Below are 15,094 nucleotides of genomic sequence, written 5' to 3' on the forward strand. Positions count from 1 at the left end.
AAGCGGGGTCCTCCCAGGCCAGGAAGGACCCCGCTTCACCCTGCCCACTTGACAAACGAGCCCACATATCAGTCGGGGGAAGTGCACCCTCGATCGGGGACAGGCACGACATAGGCTGGAGCCTGTGTACGAAGGCGCGGTGCAGGACCTCATCGACGAGCTCGGCCGGCTGCCGGGCGTGGGTCCCAAGAGTGCCCAGCGGATCGCTTTCCACCTGCTGCAGGCCGACGCCGAGGAGGTGACCCGCCTGGTCACCGCGCTCACCGAGGTCAAGGCCAAGGTCCGCTTCTGCGTCGAGTGTGGCAACGTGGCCGAGGCCGAGCGCTGCCGGATCTGCGCCGACCCTCGTCGGGACCGCTCCGCGATCTGCGTCGTCGAGGAGCCCAAGGACGTCGTCGCCGTCGAGCGCACCCGGGAGTTCCGCGGCACCTACCACGTGCTCGGCGGCGCGATCAGCCCGATCGACGGGGTCGGTCCCGACGACCTGCGGGTGCGCGAGCTGGTGCAGCGGCTGGCGAGCGGCACCGTCCAGGAGGTCATCATCGCCACCGACCCCAACCTCGAGGGCGAGGCGACCGCCACCTACCTCAGCCGCCTGCTCAAGGGCGCGGCGCCCACGGTCGCGGTCACCCGGCTCGCCTCCGGCCTGCCGGTCGGCGGCGACCTCGAGTACGCCGACGAGGTCACCCTCGGGCGGGCTTTCGAGGGCCGGCGCAGAGTCGACGCGTGACCGGCCACGCGGCAGACTGGGACGTGCCCACGAAGCGAGCTGGGCGGCATACCGACACACGATGACAGGGACGAGCAGATGAGCACCGATGCGGGCCTCGCCGACGACCTCGCGACGTTGGCCGGCCTGACCGCGCACGACGCCAGCGCCTACCTGACCACGGTGACCGAGGTCGCCTCGGGCAGCTCGCCCGACACGGCGATCCCGGTCCTGACGCTGGCGCTCTCGCAGATCCTCGTCGCCGGCGCGCGGCTCGGCGCCATCCAGGACGTCCTGCCCGACGAGCGGTACGAGGCCGACCCCGGGGCCGACGAGGACGCCGACCCGCTGCGCACCGGCCTGGCGAACGTGTTCAACGGCATCGACGTCTACGCCGACGTCGTGGACCCGCTCACCTCGGGCGAGCTCACCGAGGGCACCGTCAGCAACGACCTGGCCGACGTGGCCCTGGCGCTCACGCACGGCCTGAAGCACTTCGCCGCCGGCCGCACGGCAGAGGCGCTGTGGTGGTGGCAGTTCAGCTACCTCTCCGCCTGGGGCGATCGCGCCTCCAGCGCGCTGCGCGTGCTCCAGTCGGTGCTCTCGCACCTGCGCCTCGACGCCGACGAGGACGACGTGTCCGAGGCGGAGTTCGACGCGCTGCACCCCTGACCGGGGCGCGGCACTCAGAGAACCTCGGAAGTCAGCTGCCCGTCCCGGACTCGGGCGCTGATGGACTTGGCGCGGGCCAAGGTCACCAACAGCCAGCCTGTGCTGCTCGCGAGGTCCCACAGCATGCCGACGCCCGGGGGAACAACTCCACGCGCCGCCTGCGCGAGCCCAGTCCCGGGTATGGCGGCACTGATGACCTGCAGCTGAACCGGGAAGGTCGCAAGGGGTACCGCTGCTCCCGAGGTGACGGGCAGCAGGTAGGGGGCAAGGTTCGCGACAGCAAACGGGTCTTTCGCTGACAGGGACCAGAGGCTGATTCCCACCCCCAGGGCAGACCCACAGAGTAGTGCCGCCGGCACCAACAGTGCTGTTCTCCATACTGAGGCCCCGGTCAGGCTCACGCCGAAGAGCTGGACAGCCGTCGCCGGCAGGCTCAGCAGGGCCGCGAGCACGATCTTGCCGGTGAACATGGACGGACGCAGGAGCCCATGTGGCACCACATATGCGGCGACGCCGATGACGCGGTCCATCGAGGACTGCACGGCGATGGACGCCGCGACGAAGGTGACGGTGCCTACCAGGATGGTGGCCTGGGCGGTCATCGCGAGATTCTGCCCTCCTGCTGCGCCGACCGCGCCGACGACGGGCAACGTCTGCATGATCGGGACGACACCGAGCCCGACAGATGCGGTGGCCGGTGAGGCAAGTGCGTTGTGGCTGCGGGTGGCGACCACGAATGCGGCTCGGAACTGGTCCAGGGTCATGTGAGCTCCAGCGTCCCGCTTCTGGGCTACGGCTGGCTCGGCGCCAAACAACGCTCCACCACCAGCGACACCGCCGGCCTGACCCTCATGGGCGTGCGCCTCTACAACCCAACACGAGGACTATTCACCTCAACCGACCCCATCCCCGGCGGCAACACCACCGCATACACCTACCCACAAGACCCCATCAACATGCTCGACCTCGACGGTCTAGCGAGAATCGATCGGATATGGCTTGGCGGCGTCAGCGCCAACACACGAGCAGGTCTTGACTCCTACCGGTCGAAGGGAGTTCGATCGACGAATCTGCCGCCGTCGCTCCAGATGGGACGAAGAGGCGAGGTTGGTGCAGGCAAGAGTTTTAGCAAGAGTTTGAGACAGTCCCTAAAACGCTTTGGCCCATGGAGTTGTACATATTGCGGCAAAATTACCTGGAAAATTGAGGTTGACCACATAATTGCACGAGTGCGCGGGGGGAGCAATAGCTGGTGGAATGCCCGATTGGCTTGCCGAACCTGCAATGCGTCGAAGGGCGCAGGTCTCCGGCCAAGAACGCTCGGGCAGCGGCGCATGTACTCTATGAAGGCTCAACGAAATGTCTGGAGTAGATGAGAATGAAGTTGCCCGAACACGCCAGGTCAAAATCGGACAAGCCTCTGGAAGTTGTGCGCTTCTCGATAAGGCAAGACGAGGATGGTTGGCCACCCGTCTCTGTCGAGGCATTATGGGCGGAGTCTCGCGGTTTAGACAGGTTGAGCATCGTCAGCGTGCCATTCTTTGTAGCAGGAGTCGCACCTGGGGACGTGGTGCTGACTGTCTGGCATGAGGGAGAGCGATGGGCATCGACCGTAGACTTGCGTGGTGGACACTCGGTAATACGGGTCGGAACCTTTCCCGAGGAAAGAGGAGAAACGTGGGCCGTTGACAAGTTGAATGAATTCGAGAATATGGGATTGACCTGTGAGTCATCCGGTCCCCCCTTCTGGCTTGTTGCAGTAGATATCCCGGCCGGCGCGGACATTGCATCGATCAAGCGTCATTTGGAGAGTGGCGAAAAGGTCGGTCTGTGGGAGTATGAAGAAGCATGTGTGGGTGGAGAATGGCAAGATGCTTGAGCCATCGACCTGATATGCGGTGGATTCTCAATGATTTTGTCAAGCCGTTGCGGGCAGTTCTTTCCGCGATGGCGGGGTGATCTCGAAGGGTCGGTTGTTACGCAGCAGTGCCCATAGGACGTCGACGCGACAGGCAAGACAGATGAGCGCTTGGACGTGATTGGCGCCTTCACCGCGCTTCTTGAGGTGGTAGTCGCGGTTGTAACTATTCAGGACCCGGTGTGGCGCGTAGGGCTGATATGGCTGGTGGTTCGGTAGGTTCTGGGGATGCCCGGTGAGTCGCTTGAGGAAGTCCTCGCGACGCGGGACATCCCCTACGGGCCGGACTCGCTGCGATTCGTGTGGCACAAGAGCAGGTGGCGATGCCGCGAATCGGCCTGTCCTCGTTTGTCTTTCACCGAGTCGTTGCCGCAGGTGCCGGCCCGGTGTCGGCTCACCACGCGCCTGTACGAGCAGGTCGGTGCCGGTGTCGCGGACCGGTGGCACACGGCGGTCGTGGACGCCGTCGGACCGCGGGGTTGCTCGCGCACATCGACGGGCGCACCGCCACAGCCGTGACGGACTGGCTTGAGGCGCAGCCGGCTTCGTGGAAGAGCCAGGTCACGCACGTGTGCATGGACCTGTCCGCCCAGCGGAGCCGCACCCCCGCATTTCGTCTGTCGCCTCGGGTGGCGTTCGCACGTGCGGGGGCGGGACGGCTCGAAAGACGGGACGTCTCAGCGACCGACCGTGCCTCCGGGTGCGGTTCGTGGCGTCCCTAGAATCGACCTCGCCCAAGTCGTGTCGTCCCGGGAGTCAGCGTGAGCCTCGTCGTCCAGAAGTACGGCGGATCGTCCGTGTCCGACGCCGAGGCGATCAAGCGCGTCGCGCGCCGGATCGTCGAGACCCAGCGGGCCGGCAACCGGGTGTGCGTGGTCGTCTCCGCGATGGGCGACACGACCGACGACCTGCTCGACCTGGCCGAACAGGTGACGCCCAGCCCCCCCGGGCGCGAGCTGGACATGCTGCTCACCGCCGGCGAACGGATCTCGATGGCACTGGTTGCGATGGCGATAGCGCAGCTCGGCGCCGAGGCACGGTCCTTCACCGGGTCGCAGGCCGGCGTCATCACCGACGAGGTGCACGGCCGGGCGCGGATCATCGACGTCACCCCGGGCCGGATCCAGAGCGCCCTCGATGCCGGTCACATCGCGATCGTCGCGGGCTTCCAGGGGGTGAGCCAGACCACCAAGGACGTCACCACGCTGGGCCGGGGCGGCTCCGACACGACCGCGGTCGCGCTGGCCGCCGCGCTCAAGGCCGACGTCTGCGAGATCTACACCGACGTCGACGGCGTCTTCACCGCCGACCCGCGCGTGCTGCCCACCGCCCGCAAGCTGGACGTGGTCTCGATGGAGGAGATGCTCGACCTCGCGGCGAACGGCAGCAAGATCCTGCACCTGCGCTGCGTCGAGTACGCCCGCCGCTACGGCATCCCGATCCACGTGCGCTCGTCCTGGTCGCGACGGCCGGGCACGTGGATCAAGGACAACCCCTACGAAGGAGAAGGCGCTGTGGAAGCTCCGATCATCGCGGGCGTCGCCCACGACAAGGGCGAGGCCAAGATCACGATCGTCGGGGTGCCCGACGAGGTCGGCGCGGCGGCCCGGATCTTCGGGGCGATCGCCGACGCGGACATCAACATCGACATGATCGTGCAGAACGTCTCGGCGGCCGAGACCGGCAAGACCGACATCTCCTTCACGTTGCCGCAGGCAGACGGGGCGAAGGGGATGCGGGCGCTCCTCGCGATCCGCAACGAGGTGGCCTACGAGGACCTGCGCCTCGACGACGCGATCGGCAAGATCTCGCTGGTCGGTGCCGGTATGAAGTCGCATCCGGGTGTCTCGGCCCGGTTCTTCAAGGCGCTCGCCGAGGCCGGGATCAACATCGAGATGATCTCGACGTCGGAGATCCGGGTGTCTGTCGTGACGCGGGCGGAGCTGGTCGAGGACGCGGTGCGGGCGGTGCACACGGCCTTCGGCCTCGACTCGTCCGACGAGGCGGTCGTCTACGGCGGCACCGGTCGCTGAGCTCGGCCCGCGGGCCACGAGAATTGCGCTCGGTGCGGGTTTTCGTGGTCGTCAAGGGGTGCGGGCCACGAGAGCTGCGCTCGGTGTGGGTTCTCGTGGCGACCGCGGCCGCGGCTCAGCCCGACCCGCGCGAGGCGACGGGTTCGCGCCGGCGCCGGGCGGCCACGACGTCGACCACGGCCGCGACGAGGGCCACGGCTACGAGGACGAGCGTGAACCGTAGCCCGATGCTCAGGGCGTGGGCGAAGTCGCCGCGGCTCGAGGCGACCGCGCCGAAGAAGACCGAGCCGATCAGGGCGATCCCGGCCGCGGTGCCGATGCGCTGGCCGGTCTGCAGCACGCCGCTCGCGGTGCCGGCCTGGGCCACCGGGACCTCCGACACCGTGAGCGTCACGTTCGGCGAGATGACCAGCCCGCTGCCGACCCCCGCGACGAGCAGGGGCAGCGTGAGCCACCAGCCCGGGTCGTGGCCGCGCAGCGAGACGACCAGGTCGGTCAGCCCGATCCCGAGCAGCACCAGCACGAGGCCCCAGGCCACCAGCGGCCGTCCCAGCCGCGTGACCACCGACCCGCCGAGCGCCGCCGCCGTCGCGGACCCGACCGCGAACGGGGTGACCGTGAGCCCGGCCAGCAGGGCGGAGTAACCCAACCCGAGCTGCAGGTAGAGGGTGATGATGAAGAAGATGGCGGTGAAGCCGGAGAAGTAGAGCAGGCCGATGACCACGCCCGAGGTGTAGCTCTCGATCCGGAACAGGTGCAGGTCGACCAGCGGGGCGTGCCCCCGGCGGGTCTGGCGCAGCTCCCACTTGGCGAACAGGGCGAAGAACGCCGCGGAGACCGCCAGCAGCAGCCACTTGCCGCCACCGGGCCAGTTGCGCTCCTCGACGAGCGGGAGCAGCACGGTGAAGACCGCGACGCCGAGCAGCGCGACGCCCACCAGGTCGAGGTCCTCGTCGCGCCGCTCGGCGAAGGCGCCCGGTGCGACGTAGCGGAAGGCCAGCGCGATGCAGAGGATCCCGACCGGCAGGTTGACGAAGAAGATCCACCGCCAGCCGGTGTCGGCGCCGAGCACCTTGATGATCGCGCCGCCGAGCAGCGGGCCGATCGCGGTCGAGACCCCGATCGTCGCGCCGAGCAGGCCGAACGCCTTGCCGCGCTCGGCGCCCCGGAACAGCTCCTGGACCAGCCCGCTGACCTGGGGGTTCAGCACCCCGGCACCCACGCCCTGCAGCAGCCGGGCCGCGACGAGCACCGCCGGCACCGGGGCCAGGCCGGCGGTCACGCTGCTGGCCGTGAACAGGGCCACGCCCGCCACGAACATCATCCGCCGCCCGCGGGCGTCGCCCAGCCTCCCGGCCGGGACGAGGACCAGCCCGAACGTCAGCGCGTAGCCGGACACGATCCACTGCAGGTCGCTGGTGTCGGCGTGCAGTCCCTGCTCGATCGAGGGCAGCGCCACGTTGACGATGCTGACGTCCATCAGCGCCATGAAGCCGGCCACCAGGGCCACGCTGAGGGCCCGCCAGCGGCGGGGATCGCGTCCTTCCTCGTCGGGTGTCACCCCGCCGACGCTACCCCGGGCCGCGTGGACGGACCTGCTACGACCGCGTGTTCGGGCCGTGCCGGGACCTGACGGACGAGCAGGGGGGCGGTGAGCAGCATACTGCCAGCAGATCGACAGCGAGGAGACGCGACGTGACAGGCCGACCGGGCGACTTCGAGGACCGCGACGCGTGGACCCGGCCGGGCGCCTTCGAGGTCGCGCCGGGCATCTACCGGATGCCGCTGCCGCTGCCCGACGACGGGCTGCGGGCCGTGAACGTCTACGCCGTCCGCGACGGTGACCGGCTCACCCTGGTCGACGGGGGCTGGGCGGTCGAGGCGGCCGAGGTCGCGCTCCGGGCGGCCCTCGACCGGATCGGTCACGGCCCGGAGCACATCGACCGGTTCCTCGTCACGCACGTGCACCGCGACCACTACACCAACGCGGCCATCGTCCGGAAGCGGTATGGCGCCCGCGTGTCCCTCGGCGCCGGCGAGCGCCCGTCGCTCGAGCACCTCGCCGCGCGGGCCGGGTCGGGCGGTGACCAGGAGACCGAGATCGCCCAGGTGTCCATGCTGCGCGAGGCCGGGGCGGGCGCCCTCGCCGACCTGCTCTCGGCGTACCGGCCCCCGCCGATCGACGCCGACGAGTGGGCCGCGCCCGACGAGTGGCTGCACGACGGGCAGCTCGTGGCCGTCGGTGGGCGGGTGCTGGCCGCGGTCTAGACGCCGGGCCACACGAGCGGTCACCTGGTCTTCCACGATGCCGCCGGGTCGCTGCTGTTCGCCGGCGACCACGTGCTGCCGCAGATCACCCCGTCGATCGGCTTCCAGCCGGTCCGGGCCGCCTCGCCGCTCGCGGACTACCTCGCCTCGCTCCGCCTGGTCCGGGCGATGCCGGACGCCCGGCTGCTGCCGGCGCACGGCCCGACGACGGTCAGTGTGCACGAGCGCGTCGACGAGCTGCTCGCCCACCACGCGCAGCGGCTCGAGCTGACCCTGCGAGCGCTCGACACCGGGGCCGAGACCGCCTTCGAGGTGGCCGAGCGGCTGACCTGGACCAGACGCCGGCGCCGGCTGGCCGAGATGGACCCGTTCAACGAGATGCTCGCGGTCCTGGAGACCTCGGCCCATCTGCAGGTGCTCGCCGAGCGGGATCTCGTCAGGTGCGAGGTCGACCAGGGCGTGCGCCGGTACCGCTCGGCCTGAGCCGACGCGTCGCGAGGGTCCCGGCTCCAGCGTTCGGTATGACGTTGAGCGCCGTTCCAGCCGCGCCGATCCGCCACCCGGCCGGGATAACTGCTTGCCGCCCGGTGGGCCCTGGCCGGACACTGGTTCGCGGGGAGTCTTCGGCACCGTTGGGGGCCACGATGGGGTATTGGGGCGGGTGTCTGCGGGCGCGTGTCGGTCACGACGCCCCGACACGGGAGCGGCGGACTGGACAGCGGGGGCCGGTACCCACCATGCTCCGATCCCGCACCCAGGATTCTTCGATCTCGCACCCGGGCGTTTCCGAGCCCGCGCGCTCTACCATGAAGGGTACGCGCGGCGGGTGTCGCGCACGGCGAGCCACCCACCGCCACCCCTTGGCAAGGAGCAGTGCCGGATGGACGACGACCGTCAGCAGCGACATCTCGCCCTCATGGGACACCAGTTCACGCAGGTGAGTGCCGCGCTGAGGTCGGTCGACGGAGAGGGTCTGGACCCCGAGCTGGTCGTCAAGCTGGCTGCGCGGGCCCTGCCGCATGCTCACCACTGCTCGCTGACCGTGCTGCGGCGCGGACGGTTCCCCCGCACGGTCAGCGCCACCGACCCGTTGCCCCGGCAGGTGGACAAGCTCCAGCTGGCCACCGGTGAGGGGCCGTGCGTGGGGGAGTCCGGGGGGCAGCGGGTCCTCCGGTCCGGCCGGCTGGACACGGATTCCCGGTGGCCGGTCTTCGGGCCGCGGTGCGTCGAGGACACCGGGGTCCACAGCGTCCTGTCGATCCGGCTCGCGCTGGCCGGTGGCGACCATGCGTCGCTGAGCTTCTACTCGCGCAGGCCCGACGCGTTCGGCGACCTCGACGTCGACGTCGCGTCGATCTTCGCCCCGTTCGCGGCGCTGTCGGTCGAGCAGCTGCTGCGGCGGCGGGACGCGGCGGACTTCCAGGCGGCCCTGTCGAGCAGCCGGCAGATCGGCACCGCCATCGGGATCATCATGACCCAGGACCTGGTCACCTCGGAGGAGGCCTTCGAGCGGCTTCGGCAGGCCAGCCAGCACCTCAACCGCAAGCTGCGCGACATCGCCGCCGAGGTGGAACAGACCGGGGAGGTGCCGGCCTACGGGGCGAGGCCGTCCGGTGACGTGGACCGGGCCACCCAGGACGGCTCCGACGACCAGGCCGGCGAGGGTCTGCCCGACGAGCAGTGCGGGTGACCGGTCGGTCCCGGCCGAGGGGACCGGCCCGTCGGTGATCTACCCTGCTGGCATGACGAGCCCGGCCTGCCTGACCCCGGCCCAGCGGCGTGTCCTGGACGCGCTCGACGAGCCCGGCATGCTGCAGCGGCTGCAACGGCTGGTCCGGGTGCCGAGCGTGACGGGCACCGACGCGGAGTCCGAGCTGCAGGACACCATGGCCGACGAGCTGGCCGGGCTCGGGTTCGAGGTCGACCTGTGGCAGCTGGACCTCGCCGCGCTCGAGGCGGACCCCGACTATCCGGGCACCGAGGTCGACCGGAGCGAGGGCTACGGCCTCGTCGGCCTGTCACCGGGTGAGGGTGAGCCGGGCCTGGTCCTGCAGGGACACATCGACGTCGTCCCGGTCGGAGACCCGGCCGCCTGGGCGGGCGGCGACCCGTTCGGTGCCGTGCTGGCCGGCGACGCGGTGCATGGCCGCGGCACCTGCGACATGAAGGCCGGCGTCGCGGTCAACTTCGCCGTGGCACAGGCCCTCGCGACCTCGGGGGTGGTCCTGGAGAAGCGGTTCGCCCTGCACCAGGTGGTCAGCGAGGAGGACGGTGGGCTCGGCGCGTTCGCGACGATGAGGCGCGGTCACCGTGGCGAGGCCGCCGTCATCACAGAGCCGACCAGCGGTCGGGTCGTCATCGCCAACGCGGGCGCGTTGACCTTCGAGATCCGGGTGCCCGGACGGGCGGCGCACGGCAGCACGCGGCTGGAGGGCGTCTCGGCGTTCGAGGCGTTCTGGCCCGTGCATGCGGCTCTGCGTGCCCTGGAGCAGCGGATCAACGCGACGCCCAGCCCGCTGTTCGAGGGCAACCCGCTGCCGTACGGCATCTCCGTCGGCAAGGTCCGGGCCGGCGACTGGGCCAGCTCGGTGCCCGATCTGCTGGTCGCGGAGGGTCGGCTCGGGGTCCCGCTGGGCGTCGACCCGGTGGTCGCCCGGGCCCAGCTCGAGGAGGCGGTCGCGGACGCCTGCGCAGCCGACCCGTGGCTGCGCGGGCATCCGGCGAGCGTGGCGTGGACCGGGGGGCAGTTCGCGCCGGGTCAGCTCGAGGCCGGGCACCCGCTCGTGGGCCAGATGGCGGATGCGGTCGAGCTGACCCAGGGGTCTCGCCCGAGGCTCGGCGCGGCACCATACGGGTCCGACCTGCGCCTCTACGTCGGGGTCGGCGGCATCCCGACCCTGCACTACGGGCCTGGCGATGTCCGGCTGGCCCACGCGCCGCGCGAGCAGGTGAGCGTCAGTGAGATGTTCGCCGTGGCGCGTGCCCTGGCGGTGCTCGCTGTGGACCGGCTGGGTGGGCACCTCTGAGCCGACCGACGGACCGCGGGCACGGCTGGGGTGGGGCTGCGGCGCGCTCAGACGATGTAGCGGATGGTGCGTCGCATGATCAGGTAGACCGGGATCGACCCGAGCGCGAGCAGCATCACCGCGTAGGGCGAGGCGGCGGTGAAGTCGAGCGACTCCCCGTTGGTCGTGGCCCACAGCCCGGTGGCCAGGGTCTGGGTGTTGAACGGCAGCAGCATGAGCGTGGTGGTCAGCTCCTTGCTTGCGTCCAGCCCCACGAGCAGCGCCCCGGTGGCCAGTCCCGGCAGGGCGATCGGCAGCGAGACCCGGCGCAGCCGCTGCCAGGCTCCGCTGCCGAGCGAGGCGGCCGCCTCGTCGTACTTGGCCAGGGCCGCGTGCAGGCCGACCCGCTGGTTGGCCACGGCCAGCGGCAGGTAGAGGATGACGTAGGCGATCACCAGCAGGCCCGCCGTCTTGTACAGTCCGGGCACCAGCCGGGTGGCCAGGAAGACGAGGGCCAGGGCGAGGATGGCGCCCGGCATGGCGTGCGCCAGCCACACGGACCGTTCGGTCAGGTTCGACCAGGCCGACGGGTACCGGCTGACCCACCAGGCGACCGGCAGGGCCACGGCCGAGGCCAGCAGGCCCGCCCACACCGCGTAGGTGAGGCTGACCTGGGCGGACGCCAGGACCTGGGTCCAGTCGATGACCAGCTGCCGGTGCGGCGAGGTCAGGCCATGGATCGTCATGTACCCGGTCGGGCCGAGGGCCAGCAGCGGAACGACGAGCACGCCGGCCAGGACGGCCAGGTGGGCGCGGCCCAGACGGGCCCGGGTCGGCGGGCGGACGGTCTGCGAGCCGACGCTCTGCCGGTGCGCGGGTCCGGTCAGCAGCCGCCCGCCGGCCAGCAGGGCGAACGCCAGGCCGGCCAGCAGCAGGGAGAGGGAGCGGGCCGACTCGTAGTCGCCGTAGTCGAGCATGTTGGCCATGATCGTCGTCGTCAGGGTGCGTTGGCGCAGCTGCACCATGGCGCCGTACTCGGACAGCACGTGCAGGGCCACGATGAGCACGCTGGAGGCTATGGCGGGCCGCAGCTGCGGCGCCGTGACCCGCCAGAACACCGCAGCCGGGCGGACGCCCAGGCTGAGGGCGACCTCCTCCTGAGCGGGGTCGACGTTGCGCACGGCCACGATGCTGGCGAGGAACACGTAGGGGTAGAGGGTGAGCGCGAGGATGGCGGTCGCGCCCGCGAAGGTGGTGACGATGTTCGTGCGGGGGGCGAACATGAGGTTGGCGGAGTATGCCGCGTAGGCGGCCACGAAGCCGGGGATCGCCAGCGGCATCGCGAGCAGCACCGTCAGCAGCTTGCGGAACGGGATGGTGGTGCGCACGAGCAGGATCGCGCCACCGACTCCGACGACTACGCACGTCGCCGAGACGGACAGGGTCAGACCGACGGTGCGCAGGATGTCGCCGGTCGTGGTCGGGTAGGTGAACAGCCTGCCGATCGCCTCGGTCGAGATCCCTGCCGCGAACAGGTAGGCGAACGGCAGCAGCGACAACGCGCCGACGGCCATCGCGGGAACCGCGATGGCCGCACGGCTGCAGGTGGCGCGCCACCTGCTCGGTCGGGTCATGTCAGCTGGTCATGCCCAGGCTCTTGAGCAGCTGCTGGGCCTGGGACTGGTCGGCGTAGATGCTCATGTCGTAGGTCGGCGAGGCGATGTCGCTCAGGCTACCCACCAGCTTGCTCGAGGTGCCGACGGCCACCGGGTACTGTGCGCCGGACTCGTCGATGTCTGCACTGGAGAGGATCTGCTGGCCCCCGTCCTTGCTGGTCAGCCACTGGACGAACTTGGCGGCGGCCTCCTTGTGTGTGCTGGTCTTCAGGATCGCTGCGCCCGAGGAGAGGATGAGGTTGCCCGGGTCGGCCTCGGGGAAGTGGTAGATCTTCGAGGTCATGTGCTCCGGGCCGCCGACCTCGGCGGCCTTGATCCACCAGTAGTAGTGGTTCGACAGGCCCATCGCGTGCTTGCCGGCCTCGACGGTGTCTCGCACGTTGCCGTTCTTCTGCTCGTTGACGCCGTTCGCCTTGACCTTCTTGAGGAAGTCGGTCGTCTTCTCGGTGCCGATCGTCGAGATGAGGTACTGGGTCGTGGCGACGAATGCGCCGGACGGGGCGTAGGCGAACTTGCCCTTGTACTGCGGGTCGGTGATATCGAGCAGGGTCTTGGGCAGGTCTGCCTTCTCGATCAGGCCGGGGTTGTAGAAGAGCACGCGGACCCGGGCCGCGTAGGCCACCCAGAGGTCCTGCGGCGAGCTGAGACCGGGCTGCACCTGGGCGACCGTGGACGACGCGATCGGCTCGAGCAGGCCGGCCTTGCCCAGCTGGGCCACCGGGGCGGGGTCCTCGGACAGGAACAGGTCAGCGGGCGAGGCCTTGCCCTCCGCCTGGATCTGTCCGACCGTCGCATCCTGCTGGACGTCGAAGGTGACGCCGGTCTTCTTCGTGTAGGCATCGGTCAGGCCCTTGACCAGGGCCGCGTGCTGGTCGGTGTAGACGGTCAGGGTCGTCGTCGGTTCCGAGCCGGTGGCGCCGGCATCGGCCGAAGGGGAGGACGAGCATCCTGCTGTGACGGCTAGGAGCGCGACCGCCCCGGCGATGGCGGTGGTGACGCGCGAGCGTAGCCCTGTTCTTGGCATGAGGGAATCTCCTTCTGTCGCTAGGGTCTTGCTGGGTGGGTGGGTCCGCCGCCGTGCGGTGAGGACGGCGACCGTGTCACCAGGCGTTCAGCACGCGTAGGTGCAGACGGGGCGTTCGACGACCAGCCGGACGTGATCGCCGACCCGGTAGTCGTGGTCGCCGAGGACCCGGACCGGGATCTGTTGGGGCAGCTCGGGAACCTGGACCTGCAGGACCTCGTCGTGCCCGTAGAACGTGTGGGTCCGGATGGTGCCGACCAGGCCCGCGGGGGCGTCCGCCGCCCGCTTCGCGAAGCGGTCCTCTGCGCGGCTCGCGTGGATGTTCTCCGGACGGATCAGGACCTCGCAGTGCCCTTCTCGGCCGTGCCAGCCGGCCACGGGCAGGGTGCCGAAGATGCACGACACGCTCGGGCCGGCCAGGGGGTCCAGCTGTGCCACCGGCAGCATCTCCCCCTCGACGATCACGGCCTCCCCGAGGAAGCGGGCCAGCTGCAGGTCGAGCGGCCGGTAGTACGCGGTGCGCGGCTCGTCGATCTGCACCACCCGGCCGGCGCGCATCACCGCGACCCGGTCACCGAGCGCGAGTGCCTCCTGCTGGTCGTGGGTGACCAGCACCGCGGTGGTGCCGAGGGCCGTGAGCACGGACTGGACCTGTGCGCGCAGGGACTCGCGCAGATACTCGTCCAGGGCGGAGAACGGCTCGTCGAGCAGCACGACCCGGGGGCCGGGTGCGATCGCCCGGGCCAGCGAGACGCGCTGCTGCTGCCCGCCGGACAGCTCGTGCGGCCGCCTTCGGCTCAGCTGTTCCAGGCCGACGAGCTCGAGCGCCTCTCGCACCTTCGCCCGGCGTTCCCGGGCGGGCAGGTGTCGCAACCCGAAGCCGACGTTCTGTGCCACCGACAGGTGCGGGAACAGCGCCCCTTCCTGCGGGACGAGCCCGATGCCGCGGTCGTGCGCCGGAACCACCCGGCCGCCCGGTCCGGCGACCTGCCGGCCGGCGACGGCGATCGAGCCGGCGTCGGGGGTCTCGAAGCCGGCGATGGCGCGCAGCAGGGTCGTCTTCCCACAGCCGGACGGGCCGAGGACGGTGACCAGCTCACCCTCGGCGACCTCGAGGTCGACATTGTCAAGCGCGGTGACCCGGGTGTCGGGCTCCCGCCCGAAGACCTTTGACAGCCCTCGTATTTGCAGCACTCCGCCAGCATACACATAAGGTAAGGCTGGCCTAACAGCCCGGGTCTCGTGAGTCGTCTGGACGATTCAGGATGTGGCGCAGCCGGGTCAGAGCCGCCCATGGCGCCTGGAGCCGGGCTGGTCGGCACCGCGACCGGAGCAGCCCGGCGCGAGCTGGTCGACACCGGTCCGCGCTCACTCCCGAGCCGGTCGGGTTGCCAGCCGGAGAGACCGGCGAGCCGGCGTACCAGCCGCTCGGTGAGAGCGACCCGGTGCAGCGGCCCGAGCCGCGCCCACAGCCTACGTTGGTTCACGGCCGTCAGGCGACGGCGGCCGGCCGGGTCGGTGACCGGTTCCGGGGCCGCCGCGTCCAGGTCGGTCATTTCCGCAGAGGCCAGAAGGAGCGCACCATGCCTGCCGCCACCGTTCTCGGCGAGATCGTCCGCATCGACGATCGTTCGGTCCCGGTGCTGGGTCAGGAACCCGATGTCGCGAAGAGCCAACCGGATATCGCCAATGCCTTGCTGCACCGGGTCGACGACACGCTGTTCGTCGTCGATACCGGCGTCACCGTCGCGGGTGGGGGCAGCAACTATCGGGCCGTGGTCGGATTGTG

At 70.2% G+C, this 15,094-nt stretch carries 12 protein-coding genes and 2 pseudogenes; 8 read left to right on the forward strand and 6 right to left on the reverse strand.

All coding sequences use genetic code 11. From position 1 onward, the window contains the following. Window positions 1-124 precede the first annotated feature (124 nt). Both recR and WMI84_RS11595 read left to right on the forward strand, forming a co-directional pair. Entirely contained in the window at window positions 125-730 is a 606-nt protein-coding gene (recR, locus tag WMI84_RS11590; protein WP_347353285.1) for a recombination mediator RecR, read from the forward strand. Window positions 731-808: 78 nt separating this feature from the next. Further along, window positions 809-1,381 carry a DUF5063 domain-containing protein gene (locus tag WMI84_RS11595; protein WP_347353287.1) on the forward strand — a complete coding sequence of 191 codons (573 nt, stop codon included), beginning with the start codon at window positions 809-811 and terminating at the stop codon, window positions 1,379-1,381. A gap of 14 nt (window positions 1,382-1,395) precedes the next feature. Here WMI84_RS11595 and WMI84_RS11600 read toward each other — a convergent pair whose 3' ends face one another. Next, window positions 1,396-2,145, reverse strand: coding sequence for a hypothetical protein (locus WMI84_RS11600; RefSeq protein WP_347353289.1), 750 nt, complete (start codon window positions 2,143-2,145; stop codon window positions 1,396-1,398). Between the two features lie 614 nt (window positions 2,146-2,759). On the opposite strand from WMI84_RS11600, the gene WMI84_RS11605 reads away from it, so the two are divergent. Then, entirely contained in the window at window positions 2,760-3,260 is a 501-nt protein-coding gene (locus WMI84_RS11605) for a DUF4265 domain-containing protein (protein ID WP_347353291.1), read from the forward strand. A gap of 39 nt (window positions 3,261-3,299) precedes the next feature. Here the strand turns inward: WMI84_RS11605 and WMI84_RS11610 are convergent. Next, window positions 3,300-3,461, reverse strand: a pseudogene (locus WMI84_RS11610) (IS110 family transposase); the annotation flags it as partial. A 599-nt stretch (window positions 3,462-4,060) separates the two neighbouring features. On the opposite strand from WMI84_RS11610, the gene WMI84_RS11615 reads away from it, so the two are divergent. Next, window positions 4,061-5,332, forward strand: a complete 1,272-nt coding sequence (locus WMI84_RS11615) for an aspartate kinase (protein ID WP_347353293.1) — start codon at window positions 4,061-4,063, stop codon at window positions 5,330-5,332. Window positions 5,333-5,447: 115 nt separating this feature from the next. On the opposite strand, the gene WMI84_RS11620 is transcribed toward WMI84_RS11615, so the two are convergent. Next, window positions 5,448-6,893: an MFS transporter gene (locus tag WMI84_RS11620; RefSeq protein WP_347353295.1), complete on the reverse strand. Its 1,446-nt coding sequence runs from the start codon at window positions 6,891-6,893 to the stop codon at window positions 5,448-5,450. Between the two features lie 218 nt (window positions 6,894-7,111). On the opposite strand from WMI84_RS11620, the pseudogene WMI84_RS11625 reads away from it, so the two are divergent. The 3 genes and pseudogenes from WMI84_RS11625 to WMI84_RS11635 all read left to right on the forward strand — a co-directional run bounded on the left by WMI84_RS11625 (window position 7,112) and on the right by WMI84_RS11635 (window position 10,626). Then, a pseudogene (locus tag WMI84_RS11625) lies at window positions 7,112-8,083 on the forward strand (MBL fold metallo-hydrolase). Window positions 8,084-8,480: 397 nt separating this feature from the next. Continuing rightward, a complete protein-coding gene (locus tag WMI84_RS11630) occupies window positions 8,481-9,290 on the forward strand; it encodes a GAF and ANTAR domain-containing protein (RefSeq protein WP_347353297.1) in 810 nt (269 codons plus the stop codon). A gap of 52 nt (window positions 9,291-9,342) precedes the next feature. Continuing rightward, entirely contained in the window at window positions 9,343-10,626 is a 1,284-nt protein-coding gene (locus WMI84_RS11635) for an ArgE/DapE family deacylase (protein WP_347353299.1), read from the forward strand. 47 nt (window positions 10,627-10,673) lie between these two features. On the opposite strand, the gene WMI84_RS11640 is transcribed toward WMI84_RS11635, so the two are convergent. The 3 genes from WMI84_RS11640 to WMI84_RS11650 all read right to left on the reverse strand — a co-directional run bounded on the left by WMI84_RS11640 (window position 10,674) and on the right by WMI84_RS11650 (window position 14,499). Then, window positions 10,674-12,239 (reverse strand): iron ABC transporter permease, encoded by a 1,566-nt coding sequence (locus WMI84_RS11640; RefSeq protein ID WP_347353301.1) that lies wholly within the window; start codon window positions 12,237-12,239, stop codon window positions 10,674-10,676. A gap of 1 nt (window position 12,240) precedes the next feature. Further along, window positions 12,241-13,305 (reverse strand): extracellular solute-binding protein, encoded by a 1,065-nt coding sequence (locus WMI84_RS11645; RefSeq protein WP_347353303.1) that lies wholly within the window; start codon window positions 13,303-13,305, stop codon window positions 12,241-12,243. An 87-nt stretch (window positions 13,306-13,392) separates the two neighbouring features. Continuing rightward, window positions 13,393-14,499 (reverse strand): ABC transporter ATP-binding protein, encoded by a 1,107-nt coding sequence (locus WMI84_RS11650; RefSeq protein WP_347353305.1) that lies wholly within the window; start codon window positions 14,497-14,499, stop codon window positions 13,393-13,395. A 389-nt stretch (window positions 14,500-14,888) separates the two neighbouring features. Between WMI84_RS11650 and WMI84_RS11655 the strand changes: the two genes are divergently transcribed. Next, window positions 14,889-15,094 (forward strand): hypothetical protein (locus WMI84_RS11655; RefSeq protein WP_347353307.1); only part of this gene is annotated, 206 nt, incomplete at its 3' end.

The sequence above is a fragment of the Intrasporangium sp. genome (assembly GCF_039812505.1).
Taxonomy (GTDB): domain Bacteria; phylum Actinomycetota; class Actinomycetes; order Actinomycetales; family Dermatophilaceae; genus Intrasporangium_A.

What these genes read in the sequence shown, in the direction of transcription:
- WMI84_RS11640 (WP_347353301.1), bottom strand. Translation starts at nt 12,239, where the DNA reads ATGACCCGACCGAGCAGGTGGCGCGCCACCTGCAGCCGTGCGGCCATC.
- WMI84_RS11630 (WP_347353297.1), top strand. Translation starts at nt 8,481, where the DNA reads ATGGACGACGACCGTCAGCAGCGACATCTCGCCCTCATGGGACACCAG.
- WMI84_RS11645 (WP_347353303.1), bottom strand. Translation starts at nt 13,305, where the DNA reads ATGCCAAGAACAGGGCTACGCTCGCGCGTCACCACCGCCATCGCCGGG.
- WMI84_RS11605 (WP_347353291.1), top strand. Translation starts at nt 2,760, where the DNA reads ATGAAGTTGCCCGAACACGCCAGGTCAAAATCGGACAAGCCTCTGGAA.
- WMI84_RS11635 (WP_347353299.1), top strand. Translation starts at nt 9,343, where the DNA reads ATGACGAGCCCGGCCTGCCTGACCCCGGCCCAGCGGCGTGTCCTGGAC.
- WMI84_RS11600 (WP_347353289.1), bottom strand. Translation starts at nt 2,145, where the DNA reads ATGACCCTGGACCAGTTCCGAGCCGCATTCGTGGTCGCCACCCGCAGC.
- WMI84_RS11595 (WP_347353287.1), top strand. Translation starts at nt 809, where the DNA reads ATGAGCACCGATGCGGGCCTCGCCGACGACCTCGCGACGTTGGCCGGC.